The organism is Enterococcus sp. ZQ21 (genome assembly GCF_030053755.1).
In the GTDB taxonomy this organism is placed as follows: domain Bacteria; phylum Bacillota; class Bacilli; order Lactobacillales; family Enterococcaceae; genus Enterococcus_B; species Enterococcus_B lactis.
This window is the reverse complement of sequence record NZ_CP125658.1, coordinates 2,494,358-2,514,132: the sequence shown is the minus strand read 5'-3', so window position 1 is coordinate 2,514,132 and position 19,775 is coordinate 2,494,358. Positions and strand designations below refer to the sequence as shown.

At 40.9% G+C, this 19,775-nt stretch carries 10 protein-coding genes and 3 pseudogenes; 9 read left to right on the top strand and 4 right to left on the bottom strand.

The window, feature by feature from the left end; genetic code table 11:
* Nucleotides 1-328 precede the first annotated feature (328 nt).
* From esaA to QK255_RS12120, 7 genes and pseudogenes are all read left to right on the top strand, one after another.
* Nucleotides 329-3,727, top strand: a complete 3,399-nt coding sequence (esaA, locus tag QK255_RS12150) for a type VII secretion protein EsaA (protein ID WP_283341557.1) — start codon at nucleotides 329-331, stop codon at nucleotides 3,725-3,727.
* Nucleotides 3,724-4,233 carry a hypothetical protein gene (locus tag QK255_RS12145; RefSeq protein ID WP_002329814.1) on the top strand — a complete coding sequence of 170 codons (510 nt, stop codon included), beginning with the start codon at nucleotides 3,724-3,726 and terminating at the stop codon, nucleotides 4,231-4,233. The genes esaA and QK255_RS12145 overlap by 4 nt, the downstream gene beginning before the upstream one ends.
* 1 nt (nucleotide 4,234) lies before the next feature.
* The gene (locus tag QK255_RS12140) at nucleotides 4,235-4,513 is read left to right on the top strand and encodes an EsaB/YukD family protein (RefSeq protein ID WP_002329815.1); all 279 of its coding nucleotides are present in this window, start codon (nucleotides 4,235-4,237) and stop codon (nucleotides 4,511-4,513) included.
* Complete coding sequence (essB, locus tag QK255_RS12135; RefSeq protein ID WP_002329816.1) at nucleotides 4,510-5,679, top strand: type VII secretion protein EssB; 1,170 nt, start codon at nucleotides 4,510-4,512, stop codon at nucleotides 5,677-5,679. The genes QK255_RS12140 and essB overlap by 4 nt, the downstream gene beginning before the upstream one ends.
* Nucleotides 5,660-9,049: pseudogene (gene essC / locus QK255_RS12130) on the top strand (type VII secretion protein EssC); the annotation flags it as partial. The gene essB and the pseudogene essC, both read left to right, overlap by 20 nt.
* Nucleotides 9,042-9,542, top strand: a pseudogene (locus tag QK255_RS12125) (GyrI-like domain-containing protein); the annotation flags it as partial. The pseudogenes essC and QK255_RS12125, both read left to right, overlap by 8 nt.
* Before the next feature lie 98 nt (nucleotides 9,543-9,640).
* A complete protein-coding gene (locus QK255_RS12120; protein WP_002329820.1) occupies nucleotides 9,641-10,123 on the top strand; it encodes a GyrI-like domain-containing protein in 483 nt (160 codons plus the stop codon).
* 141 nt (nucleotides 10,124-10,264) lie between these two features.
* Here QK255_RS12120 and QK255_RS12115 read toward each other — a convergent pair whose 3' ends face one another.
* The gene (locus QK255_RS12115) at nucleotides 10,265-10,732 is read right to left on the bottom strand and encodes an Rrf2 family transcriptional regulator (protein WP_002314309.1); all 468 of its coding nucleotides are present in this window, start codon (nucleotides 10,730-10,732) and stop codon (nucleotides 10,265-10,267) included.
* Between the two features lie 122 nt (nucleotides 10,733-10,854).
* On the opposite strand from QK255_RS12115, the gene QK255_RS12110 reads away from it, so the two are divergent.
* Nucleotides 10,855-11,706: an SDR family oxidoreductase gene (locus QK255_RS12110; RefSeq protein ID WP_002329821.1), complete on the top strand. Its 852-nt coding sequence runs from the start codon at nucleotides 10,855-10,857 to the stop codon at nucleotides 11,704-11,706.
* Between the two features lie 335 nt (nucleotides 11,707-12,041).
* Here the strand turns inward: QK255_RS12110 and nagE are convergent, their stop codons facing one another.
* Entirely contained in the window at nucleotides 12,042-14,000 is a 1,959-nt protein-coding gene (nagE, locus tag QK255_RS12105) for an N-acetylglucosamine-specific PTS transporter subunit IIBC (RefSeq protein ID WP_002329822.1), read from the bottom strand.
* A pseudogene (locus QK255_RS12100) lies at nucleotides 13,997-14,868 on the bottom strand (PRD domain-containing protein). The gene nagE and the pseudogene QK255_RS12100 overlap by 4 nt, the downstream one beginning before the upstream one ends.
* Nucleotides 14,869-15,221: 353 nt before the next feature.
* Here QK255_RS12100 and QK255_RS12095 point away from each other — a divergent pair.
* Nucleotides 15,222-16,490, top strand: a complete 1,269-nt coding sequence (locus QK255_RS12095; RefSeq protein WP_002329823.1) for a glycoside hydrolase family 73 protein — start codon at nucleotides 15,222-15,224, stop codon at nucleotides 16,488-16,490.
* A gap of 417 nt (nucleotides 16,491-16,907) precedes the next feature.
* Here the strand turns inward: QK255_RS12095 and QK255_RS12090 are convergent, their stop codons facing one another.
* Nucleotides 16,908-19,721 carry a glucosaminidase domain-containing protein gene (locus QK255_RS12090; RefSeq protein WP_196003305.1) on the bottom strand — a complete coding sequence of 938 codons (2,814 nt, stop codon included), beginning with the start codon at nucleotides 19,719-19,721 and terminating at the stop codon, nucleotides 16,908-16,910.
* Nucleotides 19,722-19,775 lie beyond the last annotated feature (54 nt).

The following is a 19,775-nucleotide window of genomic DNA, read 5'->3' as shown; positions in this document are numbered from 1 at the left end:
CTCATCGAGCATGGTCGTTCCTCACGGCTTAATATCGTAAGAAAAAATGGATGACAATGTTTTTCTGCATTTTTTGATGGCGTTCGCTTCTCACTGAAAAACTGAATCGGCACATGAAGCCAGATTCAGGAGCAAGAAGAGGCTGGAGCCACTATTTTTCCAGCCTCTCCTCACTGTTCCTGCTTTTGGCTAAAAGTGCGCTGAGAAACTATCTGCACTAAGGCCAATTTTTGTACAAACTTTTGAAGAAGTTTCTGCAAAAATTTGTCTTACTGCGTAGAGCCAATTGTTTTTAACCGCATTTATTTTAAGGAGTGGAAGAGTTTAGATGTTAACTGATTTTAGAAGGAACATTTCATTATTTCTAACAATTGCCGCTAGCTTATTTTTACTGCTTTTCTTTCTTTACTTAGGTTTCAAAGATGAGAACGTCACGATCAGTACAACTGATCTTACAGGGAAAATGCAATATGCACTAGTAAACGAAGATAAAGGAGCAGTCTTTGAAGGCAAAAATTATTCATTAGGTTCGGATTTTGTGACATTGATCAATAAAGACAGTAAAAATCGCTGGGAAACCACCACTCGAAACATCGCTACAGCTGGTGTAGAAAGCGGGCAATTTGATGCTCAAATCATCATTCCCCAAGATTTTTCTGAAAAATTGCTCTCGCTGAAAAGTATCAATCCGGAAAAAGCATTGATCGAATATCAAGTTCGAGATGGACAAAATGAAATCACGAATCAAATGATTCAAGACAATGTCAACACGATCTTAACGGACTTCAATCAGCGGATTATCCAAATGTATTTTTCCAGTATCGTCGGGAATTTATTTGAAGCACAGCAAAATGTGAATCAAATCGCCGGAACACAAGTAAACTATCAGACGAATTTGGAATCATCTATTTACAGTCCATTCAAAGAAATCCCAGGCAATTATACGAATGTGCTGGAAACAGCCAGTATTTTAGACACAGACAATCAGTCTTTTACTGCCCAGCAGCAAGCCTTTGTCCAGTCGGTCAAAGAGTTGCTGGACAGAAACAATCAAGGATTAGAAGGAGGCAGCCAATCGACTGAAGCAGTCAAAGAATCGGTCGAGGACTACACGAAGCAGGCAAATGAAAAACTGAAAGAATCGATCAGACAATTCAATGATCAAGTAGCGATGCAAAAAAAGCAGCTCAACGAACAATGGGAAACAGATACGGCAGACTATAAAAAGCAGCATGATCAATTGAATGAAACAATCTTGTCCCAGTTGGGTGATTTTTATACCAGCAATGAACAAGAAAGCACAGGTGTGTACGCCGGTTTTTTATCAGAATCGGTTCTTTTCCAAGTGACACAAATAAAAAGAATCACGGAACTTCAGTCAGAAATCGGTGAGCTACAAGCCCAGACAGAACAGTTGACCCAGTTGAAAAGCCAGATTGCAGCGACTTATTATAACGATCCTGCAGCTACTCCTGATACAGCAACCACCGAGCAAGTGAAAACAGCTATCCTCCAGCTGATTTCCGATTTGGGAGGGAACGCACCCAAATTGAACGCTGAGTATCAAGGAACACTAGAGACCTCATTGGCTCAGATCCCAGACAAGAGCTTGGAACAGTTAGTGGACGAATTAGCAAAACAGCAAGTGATCACACCTGATCAAGCTTCCCTTTACTTGGATGAACTGGCAATCGTCCGAAAATACGCCAATGATTTGAACAAGCCATTGGGAAAAGAGGTCCATTTCACGTATTTAGATCCTAGACAAGGACATCCTGAAATGATCACCATTCCGCAGCAAACAGTCACGCTTTCCATGGACCCGACAAAAGAGAATACTTATTCAATCCAATTACCAGCTGATTCGCAAGAACAAGTCAGTGTGATGCTAGATGGTCCCAAGCTGCAAGAAATCGAACAGTTAGTGAATGATGAACTGCATCCTTATCGCTATCAAACTACGATCATCGACCATTCAGATCATCAATTTACATTCGCAGCACCTGAAAAAATCGAAGAAACGGAAGAAAGTACACAAGATTCAACAGATGACCCGCAAGAAAAAGAATTGCCGAAACAGGTGACATTCACGGTCAACCTGCCGATCATCTGGCATTTGAACTCAATAGAACAAGCGACATCTTATAATGAACTTTACTATTCATGGTGCAGGAACGAAACGGTCCAAAGCGATCATCAGTATGCCGTCTATCTCCCGATGGATCAGCCGCTGATCGATGATGTGCCTAAAATTCTGACACATTTACAAGCACTGGATACTGCTGCGCAGCAAATCGCGACTCTTTTCGGTAATCCGAACCAGTCGTTATCAGTCCAGTCTTATGCTGCCATGATCCGTGCATCAGAAAACCAAGGGAAAACAGTTCTGGAACTAGCTAAAGACCAATCGATCTATCGTCGGTATGACAATATTACGAATGCTGAGAAACAAACGGTCATTACCGATAAATTATATGAAGAATACAAGAAATCAGGAGACAGGATCTACAAGGACACCGAGACTCAGATCAATCGACTGCAAGCGGTCATTGGGCATGAAACAGATCAGAATAAAGAAGAAGCCAGCCCTACGCTTTACGGCACATTGAATCTGATGACCATCCCGGAAAAACTGCTACAGGAAGCAGATAAATTGAATCGATGGTTCACAGATGCCAACCGGCAAATCAAGGATTCATACAATGCATGGGGCGAAACAGCAAAAATCGAAGCCGCATCAGTGATCAATGAAGAAAATCCGCATCCTGAAGAAAACGAGACGAAACAAATTGCCACCCAAACAGAGTCTTTAGTCCAAACGATGCAAGAACTGATGCGATCATCCAAAGAAACGGCTGCTAGCACCGAGAAATCTGCTGCAGAAGTCAAAGATATCGCGCCGGTAATCGAAGAATTAAAAACAACGACAGCTGATGTTCAGACAAATGCAACAACGATCCTCACCAATCTGGATCAATCGATTCAACAATCGAAGCAAATAACGAAAGAAAACGAAGAATATGCAAAGACCTTTGAAAAAGTGTTGTCCAACACGAAAAACGGCGGAGCAGACAATACACAAGTTTTCCATTTTCTGTCACGGCCGATCCAAGGAAAAGGTGTGTTCGGACAAACAAGACAAATCTCGTTAGTTCCTTATTACGCAACATTAACTGGCGCGATTCTGCTTATGGTCGCAGGGCTTTCATTACTAGGATTTATGAAAAAACGTAAAGTGACAGAAGCCAATCTGCTGGTTCAGCCGACAAGGATATGGCTGAACGTTCCTAATGTCTTCCTTCTTTCGTTTGTGACGATCTTACTTGCCGGTTTTTATGCTGGTGCTACCAGTGCAAGTGCTGGCACGGCGAATCGCTTGTTGTGGTTCAGCTATGCCTTTTTGACCTTTGCCAGCATGCAGCTGCTTGTCACAGGCTGTTTACGGCAATTCAAGAAACTTACCTTATATGGTTACGGCAGCGTTCTAGGATTGTATTTCATACTCACACCATTATTAGGAGTGACGGTCAAAATAGGTTCATTCACCGAGTTTCTCTATCGGCTGTCACCGCTCCAAAATATCCAAAATGGTTTCACAGTCCTGCTGAATGGCGGCCGTATCGGTTGGGTCAGTTATCTTGTGATCGCCATCCTTCTTGTTTTAGGACTGTTTCTGAATCTCATTGTTCTTCCTGAAGAACAAGATAGAAAAGAGCGTGAATCATGAATAAAAAAAGAAAAATCTGTTGGATCATCGGTATTTTGAGTGTTCTTTTTCCTATTAGCTTCGACGGAACACGTGTGCATGCTGAACAAGGGTCTCTTACAATCAACAATCAGGTAATCTATGAGGATCAGCAAACGGAAGCAGGCGGAAACGAGGTCTCTTTTGCCATCAATGACTTGTTTTTGGCGGAGAAAGAAGCGAAAGATCAGCAATTGAAAGCAAAACAAAAAGAACTGGTCTCAACTGCACAGGAAAAAATATTTTTTGAGGAAACGACTGAGCCAGAAGCTCTTGACCAAAAAGTAATGCCTTATCTCTTCAAAGAAGGAGACACTGTTGCTTCAGTCCAAAGTACTTCTTCTTCAACCATGCAGCAAAGGAAAGTAAATCAGCTGGTTACCTTTAGCGGCTATGTTCTTGGCGGAAGCCTATGCATAGGAATCGGTCTATTTTTAGGGAAACAATTAGCTTATCACAAAAATAAAAGGAGCAGGAGTGGCGTGTAGCATGGAAAAAGGTACAACAATCAGTATCAGTCTGCATACAGTTGATCGGATCATCGATCTGAAAGTCCCAAGCCAAGTCACTGTGGCACGACTGAAAACAATTTTACAAGAGTCGTTTCCAATCATTCATATCCGACTTCCCGAAAATTTTGAATTGGCTCTTTTGAATAAACCCATTCATTTGAGAAATGAGGCCATCTTAGCTGATTATTCTTTAGGCAATGGCGATCAGTTACAAGTGATCGAAAGACAAAAAAACAGGGAGGAAAACCCACTGTGAGAGAAATACAGAACATCGACCAAACCATTGGATTTATGAATGAGACTAACGCTGTAGAGGTGACTCTGCAGGCCAATCAGTATAGGCTGGACAAACTGACACAGTATCAGCACTTTTTAGCACCTGGTATCCGAATGCTGTCAGGAGAGATTATAGAAGCAACAGAAGAAAAGCTGGTTATTCGCTATAAAAAAGAAACGGCTACCTTGCCGCTTGAACAAGTCGTCAAAAAAGAAGAACTTTTCCAACGTTTGCTGCTGGCACAAAAAATCCATTTCTTAACGGATTTTCTACACCGTCCAGCTCAGCCTTTCCTCCATCCTGCTAATCTATTCGTTCGTGGAGAAGAACTAGTTATCGGGCACCGAGGATTTATGGAAACGATCGTCCCTTATATCAATGAAGAAGATGATTTTATCAAGCAATATCGGGCATTGGTCCTTTATATCCTGCATCCTAGATTAAACTATGAACTGCTGATCGAAGGCAGCGGTACGCTGAAAGATGCCTTTACAAAAAAAATAAACGAAGCAGATACGATCGAAATCATCGATCAGTTGCTAGCAACGGAGATTCTGAAGCAAAAGCAAAAACGAGCCAAAGAAACACAAGTGGTCAGTAAAAGAAATCATCAGATTTTTAAATGGAGCAGCTTGGTATTGGGGGTATCGACAATCGGATTTGCTGTTGCGACAGGGATCTATGCTCTGGATAAACTCCCGGCACAAGAGCGTATCAGTTCCGCTGAGACACAATATATCGCCAATGATTACGCTGGTGTTTTGAATACGTTGAAAGAAGACGAACCTGAAAAACTGCCCACTGGTGCTAAATATGTTGCCGCAGTCAGTGCCGTACAACTGGACAATTTGTCCAATGAACAAAAGGCAGCTATTTTAAATAACTTGTCCCTTAAATCGAGCGACAACACATTGCTTTACTGGATCTATGCTGGAAAAGGGAACTTCGATAAGGCACTGGATGTCGCTAAGAATCTTGGTGACAATCAATATATCTTACACACTTATACCAAGTTATACGATGCAACAAAGACCAACAACAAGATGAAAGGTGAGAAAAAACAAGAATTGCTCACAAAGTATGAAGAAGAGATCAATAAATACATGAAGTTGTTAGGAGGAGAAGATGGAAATGAAGCCAACTGATCGGTTCGTCCCATTAAGTGATCAAATCCGGACATCTGTAAAGATCCTCTTTGATATTTTTTATTTTGGTGAAACGTTCGTCCATGAACAACTCACCGAGAAACAGCGTCAAGTCGTACTTAACGGTCAAAGCTTCACTTATGAAGACCAGAAGTTATTGTGTGACGGAAAACCAATCAAGTCAGATGAACACTTGCTGATTTTAAGACATGAAGAGCTGGAAACTGTTTTTACGAATAAACCCAAAAAAGATTTTCTGATCTCCGGAGCGAAAAAATCGGCAGTTTTTTTAGAAACAGATGCATTGATCTCAATTCCTATCGATCCTAAAACCAAAGAATATCAGCTGAAGATCTATCCGAGTAAGGAACGTGTTTACTACAACGATCAGCTTATACAAGAAGGTACATTTTCGTTTGGCGTAGGAGATCGGTTGATGGTCGATCGTTTAGTGATCGAAGTCCGGGAAAAGCAGCTGCGTTTCACCAGTCTGGGCACAAACTATCAGCTGGATCCATGGAAACTGGTAGAAGAAACGTTTCTTCCCGAATATCCGAATGATTTCCCATTTTTTAGAAGAAGCCCGCGTATCCATTTGAAAGAACCAGCGAATGAAATCGAGATCCTTGCACCGAAACCAAAAGAAACAGAAGGCAGGAATGACTTATTGAAAACAATCGTGCCACCACTTGGTATGGTCGTTTTAAGCGGTGCCACAAGTTTTCTTAGCGGAGGAAACCCGATCATGATGCTGAGCATGGGTGGTGCGAGTCTATTGACAGCTGGTTTTTCAGTTTCCAGTTATCTGACCAAAAAAAAAGAAACGAAACGAACAAACGAGGAACGGGAAACCACCTACCGCCAGTATATGCTTCAAAAAAAATCAGAACTGAACAAGCTGCAGCAAAAACAAAAAGAAGCGTTAGCGTATATGAATCCTTCTATAGATGATTTGGCTGTGATGGCTAAAGAATATCATGCGCGGATCTATGAGCGTATGAGCCGCAATGAAGATTTTTTGAATATTCGAGTGGGCACAGGAGAAATCATCTCCAGTTTCAAGACGAACTACCAGCCAGCAGAAGAAGATGATTTGAGCAAAGAAGCAGAAGAACAGCTCGTCTGGCCTTATAAACAGTTGGACGAAGCGCCAATCGTCGTTCCGCTAAAGGATCAGACGCTAGGATTAGCAGGACCATCTGCTGTACTGCGAACCGCCGTCCAAACCATCCTTTTCCAATTATCGGTTCTTCATTCGTACCGAGATGTCGAATTCATCACATTGGTTCCGGAAGCGGATTATCAAAAGGAGTGGAGTGCCTGGCGCTGGCTGCCCCATACGAAGATCCGACATTTGAATCTTCGGGGAATCGTCCATCACGCACAGTCACGGGACATGGTCCTGAATTCCTTTTATCAAATGCTGACAAAGCGACGCCAGCAAGTCAAAGAAGCCGGAAATGAAACAGTTGTTTTTCAGCCGCATTACATTTTTTCGATCCTTGATGAAAGCTGGCTTTCAGGTCATGGATTGAATGAATTTCTGGCTGAAGACATGAGTCTTTACGGTGTGACAGTCATTTGGGGAAAAGAAGCCTTGAACATGCTGCCGGAGACAACGACAACGCTCATCGAATATTAAAGTAGTGAATCTGCTACCCTGATCAATCAAAACAGCGAATACATCAATCAGACCTTCTTGCCAAATCATCTGCCAACTAGCTATCCACTGGAGCAAGCCATCCAGCGTTTAGCGAACCTGCAGCACGTGGAAGTGGAGAAGAATGCGGTGCCGGAAAGTCTTAGTTTATTAGATCAATACGAAGTGAAAAAAATAGAAGAACTTTCTATTCGGACTCGCTGGTTGAAAGCTGAACCAAACAAATCAATTCGTTCTTTGATTGGTTGGAGAGGAAAATCGGAGTATGTCTATTGGGATCTGCATGAGCGGGTTCATGGTCCACATGCACTCGTTGGAGGAACGACTGGTTCAGGAAAATCGGAGTTTTTGACCACCTATTTGCTAGGTTTGGCGATTAATTTTTCTCCAGAGGATATCGGAATGCTGATTATTGACTGGAAAGGTGGAGGAATTGCAAATACATTAGAAAAATTACCTCATTTCATGGGGGCAATTACTAATCTAGATGGTGCAGGGACGGCTCGTGCATTGGCAAGTATCAAAGCAGAACTGAACAAAAGACAAAGAGAGTTTGCTAAATATGGAGTAAACAATATCAATGGATACATGAGTTTATATAAACAACGTCTAAACCCTAATCCAGCTATCACTTATCCTAGTAAACCATTACCACATTTGATTTTAGTTTCAGATGAATTTGCTGAATTAAAAGCAAATGTTCCTGAATTCTTAGAAGAATTGACCTCAGTAGCACGAATCGGCCGATCGCTAGGAGTCCATTTGATTCTAGCCACACAAAAGCCATCTGGTGTGGTAAATGACCAGATTGAAGCAAATAGTACAAGTAAAATCGCACTTAAAATGGCTAGTGTCCAAGATTCGAATGAATTACTAAAAACCCCAGATGCTGCTCAAATCATAAATCCTGGTCGTGGTTATCTTAAAGTTGGCGAAAATGAAGTATATGAATTATTCCAAAGCGGTTATGCCGGTGTTTCATATGATCCAGACAAAATAATCGAAGAGAATGTGGACGAACGGATTTTTATGATCAATGATTTAGGGCAATCAGAGGTGCTCTATGATCCTGGTGAGGAAGTGATTCAAGGAAAAGATACTAGCGAATTACCAACGCAACTAGAGGCAGTGATTGACAAGATCGATCAAATTTTTCAACAGTCGGATTATATCCTCCCCGAGAAGCCTTGGTTACCCAATCTGGAAGACCAGATCGTGACGCCGTCTGTGAAAGAAACGAAAGAAAGAAAAATGGATATCCCGCTTGGAGTAGTAGACATACCGTCCAAACAAACACAAGAAATCTATAATTATGATTTGGTAAAAGCTAGCCACACTGCTATATTTGCAAGTCCGGGGTACGGAAAATCAACAATATTGCAAACGATTACGATGAATCTTTCACGTCAGAACACGCCGGATCAGATTCACTTTCATTTATTGGACTTTGGGAATAATGGTCTATTGCCATTAAAAAATTTGCCTCACACAGCAGACATTGTCACTTTGGAGGAAGACGAAAAGCTGCAAAAAATGTTGGATAGGATTTCTCTTGTATTAACAGAAAGAAAACAGTTATTCAAAGAATGCGGCGTAGCAAATCTTGAACAATATGAAACGAAAAGGCAAATAACATTACCAATCGTTGTTACAGTCCTTGATAGTTATGATGGTCTAAGCACGGATGATACGCGTAAGGAAAAAATCGATGGAATTTCGTATCGAAAAGAAAGAACAGTTTTATGTGGCAGGTGTGGCGAAAAAAGTCCCTGTCCAATTTGAAGGAGTTAATCAAGAAATACAAAAGTTAGCGCAGACGATCACGGAGACTCAAAGGGAAGAGATGCATAAGTTAGGAGATTTATATCCACATCAAGTAATCAACGCTTCTTATGGATTTGATGGAGACCGCTTGGAAGAAAAGGGTAGTTTGATGCACATGATCGGCTTTGCTACGACAAAAGAAAATCCGTACGCTGATTTAGAAATGTTTGCTATAGAAGAACACACTTGGGCCATTTTTCCTAATAAAGGACCATTTCCCCAAACTTTACAAGACACTTGGGGGAAAATCTATGCAGAATGGCTTCCTTCTTCAGATTATGAGTTAGTTGAAGCTCCCGAGATCTCTTTTACAAAATGGGGAGAGGACTTCAGTCATGTTTACAGTGAAATTTGGATTGCAGTGAAAGCAAAAAAATAGTTAAAAAATGAAAGTATCCCTACAAGAAGAGCGTAATCGTGTCATTTCTCTTTAATTTTATGTAAGATGAACTTAACATAATAGAAAGGGTGGGAGAAATGGCAAAGTATAAGATTGAAGAAAAACCAGAGTTTGCAGTGACAGGTATTGGTGTGGAATTGAAAAGTAGCAATACAGATTTTGTCGGTTTGGCAGCAGAGAAGCAAGCCTTTGAGCAAAAAGTCATCAGTGACGGAACAATAGACACCTTGAAACAATCTGCTGAAAATCATTATTTCTTTACAGTCAACGAACCCTATGACGGGAAAATGATGTACTATGTCGGTGTTCAAACGAGTCAGGATATTCCTAACACTACGAGAATCATCCCATTTCCAAAAGGAACCTATCTCATTGTAAGCGCTTCTGCTGAGTCGTCTGAAGAGTTGAGAAATGATTTGACGAATACGGCCTTTGGACATGTTTTAAGAGAAGTAGAAGATTACGCCTATGTTGGGGGACCGAATGCTGTCGTTGAAATGGGTGTTGCCGATGGGAAATACATTGGAGAAATCTGGATACCGGTAGTCAACAAACCATGATAATATAGAGGTCGTGAAAGTAGCGTTTTGACCTGAGCATTAGAGAGGAAAAAGAGGCATGACAAGGATTTTGTTCCTGGGAGAATAAAAGAATTTATGTAGACGATTCCGATCAGAAAAATGCAGGCCCAGGAGAGAGAATTATAAAAATCTCTCTACGAGGCCTGTGTTTTCTGGTCTTTTTTCTTTTTCCAAAACGGCTATTTTATGTATCAGACTATCAAGTGTGATCTTAGCCATTTCTTCTTCTGCTTTTTTCTGCAGCCGAGCGTAGCTTTCTTCTAAAGCTTCCTGGATATTTGCACCAACGACGCAATTTGGGTTTGTTTTTGGATCGACTTGGATAAGCTGTGTATTACCTTCAATGCTACGATAGACATCTAGTAAAGAAATCTGATCTGGTCTTTTGGCAAGGGAAGGTTGCGGTTTTCCGGTTTTTGTAAGGATCAAGCCGGATTTTTTGAGCTGACTCATGATTTTACGTACATTTGCTGCATTTGTTTCGATACTGCTGGCAATCATCTCACTAGAAAGCAATCGGGTATCTTGAAACATTTCAATATAGGCAAGTACATGGATTGCATCACTAAATTGCAGAGAATACTTCATCAATTGTCATCCTTTCATTTTTTTTGCTTGACTTATCTTACCACACTCTTTATGATAAAGGTGTAATTTATAAATGTACAGCTGTAAATCTTAACAAATAAAAGGAATAAGGAGTGGGAAAGATGCATTATTTAGTAACAGGAGCAACTGGAGGTTTTGGTGGTTATGCGCTGGAATTCTTAAAAAAGATGGTTCCACAAAATGAAATCTATGCACTAGTACGTAGTGAAGAAAAAGGAGAAGCACTGAAAGAAGCTGGATTTAACATACGTATTGGTGATTATGATGATTTAGATTCAATGAAAGAAGCGTTGAAAGGAATAGATCGATTGCTTTTTGTCTCTGGCGTTCCAGGAAATCGCCAAGCCGAACATGAGAATGTAGTGAAAGCAGCGCAAGCAGCCGGGGTATCTTATATCGCTTATACAAGTTTTGCAGATGCCGATCACTCAATCAGTGTATTAGCGCCAGATCACCAATTCACTGAAAAAACGATTAAGGATTCAGGTATTCCCCATACATTTTTACGGAACAATTGGTATGTAGAGAATGAATTACCTATCATTGGGCAAGCTTTAACAACTGGTCAATTCGTTTATGCTGCAGGAAATGGAAAAACAGGTTGGGCATTGAAACGTGAATATGCAGAAGCCGCAGCAAAAGTACTAGTAGAGAATGACTCCCTAGAAATCTTAGAATTATCCGGCCATCTAACTGACTATGAAGAATTAGCCAAGGCATTAGAGCGTGCGACAGGTAAAGAGTTAGAAATTATTGAAGCAAGTGATGCAGCGTTTGTCGAAAATCTAAAAGAAGCCGGATTCCCTCAAGAAGCAGCTGACATGTTTTTAGCGATCCAACATGATATCAAAAAGGGTCAGTTAGCTGTTTCTTCTGATGATTTAGAAAAAGTTTTGGAAAAACCATTAGTCTCTCTTGAAGCAGCATTGAAAGAAATATTGGATCAGGAATAATGGATGATATAAAGAGGTTGTGAAAAAGCCGCTTAGTTTTGAGTATGAAGAAAAATTTTATGAAAATGGCTTTCCACATTTTTGCATAAATTTGACTTCATGCCGATAAACTGGTTTTTGAACACCGTTTACCAGAGGTTGTAAAAAAGCTGTTCTGCATCAAGTAATAAGAAGAGTCAAATAAAAAATAGCTCTTCATATGTTTCGTTTGGCTGGACTTATTACCGCGGAGTTGGCAGGAGAACGCCGTTTTTATTCGAAAAAAGCAGCTGAGACAAGATTTTTGTCTCAGCTGCTTTTGTTTATCGATAAAAAAGTCTGGGGAAGACGATGGATCAGGCTTTGTTGGAAACAGAGCCGATTTTATCATTTGCTTTTACATCACGTGCGGGTTTAATTTCTAGGTTTTGGACTTTGTCGCCATTTGTGAATACAACGACCATATCCGTGTTTTTGCCTGCAGATTGAATAGCAGCAAGATCAACTAAAGCAATCAATTGACCTCTTGCGACTTTTTGACCTTCTTCTACATATAAAGTGAATGGTTCGCCTTTTAAGTCAACGGTGTTGATGCCCATATGAAGTAAGACTTCGATACCAGAATCAGTTTGGATACCAACGGCATGTTTCGTTGGGAAAATGTTTGTGATCGTACCAGCGATTGGAGAGAAGATTTCTCCATTTTCTGGTAATACAGCATAGCCGTCACCCATCATTTTTTCTGCGAATACATCATCTGAAACTTCAGTGATTGGAATCAGTTTCCCATTTGCGATAGCGTAAATATCTTGTTCGATCGTTCCACCGGCAAACGTCTCTGTTTTAACCACAGTGTTTGTTTGTGTAGGTCGTGCTGCAGCGCCACCATGCAATTTTGCCATCTCATCTGCAACGAATTGTACTTCTGTACCTACGATGACTTGCGCATTTTTCCCATCAATGATTTTCATTCCAGGTACGCCAGTGGCTTTGATTTTGTTTTGATCGATCAGGCCTGTATCTTTGACTTGCAAACGAAGACGTGTAGTACAGTTGTCGATTGAAGTTACATTGTCAGCTCCGCCTAATGCAGCGTAGATTTTGTTTGCTTGTGCAGCATATTTATTGTCTGAATTAGTCGTTGCAGTATCGTCATCTGAAAGATCTGCTTCCTCGCGGCCAGGAGTCATCAGATGGAATTTTTTGATAGCAAAGTTAAAGCCAAAGTAGTAAATTACTGCTGTTACTAACCCTTGGACGATCAACATCAAAGGCTGATTCGCAATCGGATTTTTCAAAGATAGGAAGTAATCGACAAATCCGGCACTAAAGGCAAATCCTGCTGTCCAATGGAAGAATGCACTCACTGCTAAAGAAATCCCAGTGAAAATGGCATGCAAAACATATAATGGCCAAGCAACGAACATAAATGAGAATTCAAGTGGTTCTGTTACACCAGTAAAGAATGAAGCAAAAGCTGCTGCTAACATCAATGAAGCTGTTTTTGCTTTGTTTTCTGGACGTGCATTTCTGTAAATAGCATATGCTCCTGCTGGAAGCCCGAACATCATGATTGGGAAAAATCCAGCTTGATACATTCCTGTTACGCCTTTTGTTCCTTCAGAAGCCAAGAATTTACCGATATCATTGATTCCAGCTACGTCAAACCAGAACACGGAGTTCATTGCTTGATGCAATCCTGTAGGGATCAGTAAACGGTTGAAGAAGCCATAAAGACCTGCACCAACCCATCCTAAACTCAAAATGAATTTAGCAAAAGAAACTAAAGCAGAGTAAACCGGAGGCCATACGAGCAGTAGCACTGCACTGATCAGCAGCATGACGAAGGCAGCTAAGATTGGCACTAAACGCTTGCCGCTAAAGAAAGATAAAGCCATCGGTAATTTTGCTTCGTGGAAACGATTATAAAGAGCTGCCGCAATCAATCCGGCAATAATACCAATAAATACGTTACTGATCTGAGCAAAAGATGGATCAACTGATTCTGGTTTGATATTCAATAAAGTGGCTACTGAATCAGTTTTTAAAACATTTACGGGAACTTCAAATGCAACCAAACCTGCCAAGGCAGCAGCACCTGATTTGTCCACTGACATCCCTAGTGCTAACCCAACAGCAAACAGCAAAGGCAATTGACCTAAAACTGCGTTACCGCCAGCTTGTAAAAAATGAGCGACAATGTCGTTACTATAAGATGCCCACCAGTTTCCGATCCCTACTAGCAAAGCAGCAGCAGGTAAGACCGCAACTGGGAGTTGAAGGGAACGTCCCATTCGTTGTAGATATGCTTTCAATTTTTTTCCTCCTCATGATTTTAACATTTGTTTGTACGATTGCGCTTCTTAAACGCTCGATATGGATGGCCAAGTAACCCAGTTCTTCTTTCGTGATCGCGAGCTGGTATTCTTTGGTCAGCAACACACGGATTTTTTTAGAAATCTTATAGCTTTCTGGGTATTTTCGTTTGACCATTTCTACGATTTCCGTATCTAAGACAGCATATTGTTGTGCATGGGTTCGTTGTAGAAGCAGTCGTAAATGATTCACCAGTCTTGAATAATTCAGTGAAAATGGTTCTGAATGGATATCTGTTTCCAATTCTGATTCCACTAAATGGATGATATCAGATACAATCGTCACTTCACGGATACTGCGATGGTTATTATTTCGACCGCTTCGTCCGCTGTGGATATGGATTGCGATATATCCTGCTTCGTCATAAGTGTATGGAATCCCAAGCTCTTTTGTCAGATATTCTACTGCCCATTGAGCAATACTGAATTCATCACTGTAAAGCACTTCGATTTCTCTCAAAAGCTTGTTGCGGATGACGATACCGTTATTGATGTTCTCCGCAGAAAAAGCAATGTGGTCGGTCAAAGCGATCAACACATGTTCATTCAGTTTCTCCATCAAGACAGTTTCCGCATGATCGATGATTGTTTCTGCTGCAAACAAAAAGCGTTCATCGATCTGATTGAGTAGATTTTGCAATTTGATTTGTCCTTCTGGCTCCATGACGAATATCCGCTCAATATCACGATCAAAGATCAAATCATTTCTTTTTCTGTCAAATCCAATTCCTTTTCCAATAGCTACTTTTTCCTGCCCACCGTCATCTACCAATACTGCATTTTGATTAAAGATCTTTTTGATTTTCATGCGCGCACCCTTTTTGAAGATTTGGTTTTCATGTCTGCTAGACCAGTTGATTGCGACCAAACAAAAATAGACACGAAAAACCTCCTAGGGAAACCATGTTCCTCAGAGATTTTTCATGCCTAGTATGATCTAGTCACATGAAACGAATTATTGTTAACGTAATCATTTTATATAGACAGTTATGTTTTGTCAATTCTTTTTTTATAATTATAGTAATTTAAAGGAATATATGAGGATCATTGAGAGCACAAAATAAAGAAACGTACGTTATTTAATTATGAGCATTGACTTACTTTTACTTTTTTAGTTACACTGTTATTTAGGTAAAGTTTCATATTTAAAGGAGAAAAAGAATGAAAGCAAGAAATTTATTATTTAGCGTTATTCTTTTAGGAAATCTAGCAGTTGCCAACACAACCGTGCTAGCTGAAGAAACGACAGGAACAGTCACAGCTCAGACAACGAGTTCTTCAGAAATAGGAATTGAAAACGATACAGAAAGTACGTTGCAGTCAGCTACTGTCTCCGAAAATACGGTTTCAACTGAAGAATCAACAACAGGGACAACAGAACAACCGCAAACGGAAGAAAGCACATCAGCAGAAGCTCAGAAAAATCCAGAGAATGCGGAAGAAATCACGAACCAATTGACAGATGGACAAACATTGACACATACCCATCAAGCAGATTTGTCTGAATTCGAAAACTATACTGGCTACGCTTTTTCTGCCCGCTCATCTGCTAATTCTCAACAAGCATTCATTGATAGTATTGCATCCACTGCACAAAGCTTGGCAAGTGCCAATGACTTATACGCATCAGTCATGATTGCACAAGCAATCGTTGAAAGCGGCTGGGGGAACAGTACCTTGGCTTCTGCTCCTAATTACAATCTATTTGGAATCAAAGGAAGCTATAATGGCCAATCTGTTACGATGCCTACTTCGGAATATGTCAATGGACAATGGATTACGGTAAATGCTGCTTTTAGAAAATATCCTTCGTACAAAGAATCATTACAAGATAATGTGACGGTATTGAAGACGACTTCTTTCCAGCCGGGCGTGTATTACTATTCTGGTGCATGGAAAAGCAATACGAACTCTTACAAGGATGCTACAGCTTGGTTGACCGGTCGTTATGCCACTGCGCCTAATTATGGTGCTACACTAAACAATGTAATCGAGACTTACAATCTGACGCAGTATGATACAGCACCAACTTCAACTTCTCCAATGTATCGTTTATATAATCGTCATACAGGAGAGCATTTGTATACATTGAATGCCGGTGAAAAAAATTATCTGCCAACTGTAGGCTGGGAATATGAAGGAATTGCTTGGCAAGCACCAAACAGTGGACAGCCTGTCTACCGTTTATACAATCCTTACAGCGGAGACCATCATTACACAATGGCGCAATCTGAGATCAACTCCTTAACAAAAATCGGTTGGCGCTATGAAGGTCTAAGTTTTTACTCTGGTGGTTCCAAGCCAATCTATCGACTATTCAATCCAAATGAAAAAACTGGTACCCATCACTATACCTTAAGTGCGAAAGAAAGAGATTGGCTAACGCCAATGGGCTGGAGATATGAAGGAATAGGATTTTATGGTTATTAAAAAGAGGTTGTGACAGAAGTGGTCAGCTTCAAGAAATAAGAAGGAATTGACGACAATTGTTTCTCCAATTTTTGTGAGATTTCGGCTTATTCTCGAAGAAGGTACTTCTGGAACACCATGTATCAGAGGTTGTGAAATCAGCGTCCTGACCTGAGTATTAGAGAAACAAACGGAAAAATAGTTCTTCATATTTTGCCGTTTTTTGAGCTAATACCGAGGGTCAGCTGATTGAACACCGTTTAAGGAAGAGGTTGTGAAAAAGCTGTCCTGCATCAAGTAATAAGAACAGCCAAACAAAAGCAGTTTCTCATGTTTTTCGTTTGGCTGGACTTATTACCGTAGATGCAAGTTTTTGAACACCATTTACTCAAAAAAGGTTGTGACAACATTCTTGTCACAACCTCTTTTTATACCCGTTCAATCAAATTGATCCAGCTTCCAATATTCGATCAGATTATTCAATTTTTGACCGTAATCAGGATCTGTCGCGTATGTTCCTGTTAATGCACGGGTAGCATCTCTATAAGAACGTGCATTGACTTTCCATGTCCCCGCATATCGGTTTGGGTCCCAAGAAACACCATATCTTAATTTTAAGGCGTTATCTAAGAAGGATTGGTCAGTGGACTGATAGACCCGAAATTTTGAATTGACAGGGACAACGACACCATTAATCACTTCGTTAGATATATGCCAGATATAGCCATACTTTCCTTCATCTTCGCCGTCTTTGAATTTCATCCCAAAGAAGTTATTCGCGTGCTGAGCTAGATAGCTTGTGCCATATCCTGTTTCTAGGATCGCTTGAGCCAACATGACAGAAGTATACAAGCCATGAGCAGGCGCGATACGATTCGCACTTTGGCTGACAGAATTGATGAATCTTCCCTGAGGTGTCTGATCATTCACTTGTCCTAGAATCGTCAGTTGGTTTGGCTGATAGCCGCTTGGCCGCCGGTCGTTTTCAACAATGGTTAGCTGGATACCTTCAACAGGCAAATTCATTCTGACAGAGCCTGCTTTTTGTCCATTTGATGCCCAGCCTAACCAGCCTCTGGAACGAACAAAGGCACGATAATAAATATCATAGTTTTCAGCAAGTTCTCCTGTTAACTGAAAGGAAAAGGCTTGAAGAGAGCGATTTTGTCCAGTCGTTCCTGAGATCGCTCCATTGGATACAGTTCTGGTCCAACCGCTGTCAGCTATGTGTGAATCATATTGGATACCGCCAGTATACCTTGATGTTCTTAAATTTGCGCGAATCGCTTCAAATTGTCTTCCTTGATTTGCGTAGCTGATCGAGTTGTTCAGGCTCGTTTGGCTTACCCAGCCAATATTCGATACATGTCCTTGCAACGTGATTCTAGGTGGAGCTATACGAAAGGCGCGAGTAGTTGCACCAGGTGCGGCTCCTCCTTTCCTTACTAATACAATTTGAATCGCTTCTGCACGGTAAGCATAGCCTTGTGTACCAGCTGATTCACCGTTCTTTGCCCAGTTCATCCAGCCGAATTCTTGTGCATGTACACGATAATAAACGTCATATCGGGTGCTGATTGTGCCAGTCAGATTGATGCGGATCGCCTCAATAGGCAGATTTTGTCCAGTCGTACCAGAAATCGTGCCATTTTGTGCCCAGTTGGTTTCCCAACCTTTGTTAGCGATATGGGATTGATAAGTGATACCGCCACCAATTGTATTTTCAGATAAACGCAGTTGCATTGCTTGAAGACTTAACCGTTGGCCAGTCGTACCAGCTTGAGTAGCAGCATCTGTCTGGCCTAACCATCCTCTGTTAGTTACGTGAGTATTCGCCAATACGGATGGTTCCTTTTCGATATAAGAAATACCGTTAGTAGCAGGGCCGGAACTGTTTTTGTCCAATAATTGGATTTCAATTGCTTCGATTTGATGACCGTACCCAAGTGTTCCGGAAGGATTTCCGTTCATTGTCCAAGGAAGCCAGCCAAAATTTCGTACATGGACTCTATAATAAACATTGTAAGTTGCTGCTAATTGTCCAGTTAATCGAATATTGATTCCTTCAATCTGTTTGACTTGTCCAGTCGTTCCAGAAATAGCGCCATTAGCTACCCAATTTTGCCATCCTGAACCTTGGACATAAGAGGTGTATTCAATAGCACCAGAGAGGGAGGATGAAAGATGGATACGAAAAGCTTCTACTTGTAAAGATTGACCTGTTGTTCCTGAAAGTTGACCGCTAGAAACATTTGGCAGCCAACCACGATTTTTGACATGTGTACTATAAGTAATAGATGGATGTGCAGTACGCAAGGTAGATTCATCTGTCTGTGGCACTTTGTTTTGCGGCTGGAAAGAAGAATCAGTTGTTTCTTTTGAATCAGATGCTGTACTTTCAGCTGTTACTATCTGTTCATTTGAGAAATCAGTCTCTGCTGATACTGGATCCTCTGGTTGGAATTCTTTCTGTGAGACAAAAACGATTGAAGAATCCTTTGCTGTCAGCGCATAAAACACTTGATCGCTGATTTGGACTGCTCTTTGTACGTGATAACTTTCTGAATGTGAAATGGTTTCCTCTGATTGTTCTAACCAAGCTTGATCAAGTGACAGAGAGGCAACGGCTGATTCAGAAAGCTGACCTTGTGATGCTTCAACTGGAACTGTTTTTGGCTCATGAGCAGTTACAGAGTTTGCTGCTACCCATCCTTCATAGTTTGCTGTTTGGATATGTACCCAAGTTGTTTGATCCGATAACGCTACTTTATCCGTGATGAGGGCTGGTCCAGATATTTTTTGATGTTCTTCTTGGCGATAGAAGGTAGGATAAATATCTGTTTCATTCAGAGTCGTATAGGTTTCTGTCATACTTATATGTGTTTGAATGATAGGACCAGCTGCAACTTCTGAGTAATACGCACGTACGGAAGAAAGAAAATGCTCCTTGTCTAGAGTGATCGAATCGTCAAACATCAAGAAATCTGCTGATTTTTCCAAGGGTAAAGAATAGGTTTTGATTTTTTTTGCTACATAATAGGCCAGATAATTGGTGACTTGTTCTGTTGGCTCTGTTGGTATGACTAGTTGGATCGTTCCTTTATCCACCCATTGTCCATCGGATAGCTGGACATCAGTAGAGACAATCTCATACACACCTTGCGTATCAATGTAGCTATGAGCAGATTGCTGCTGAATGAACGATTCCTTTGTTTGTTTTGAAGCTGAAAGGTGGATTTTATCAGGTTTCATTTGTTCAAATCTACCATTGCTCCTTGCAAAGAGGGATTTCCAGAGATTTTTGGC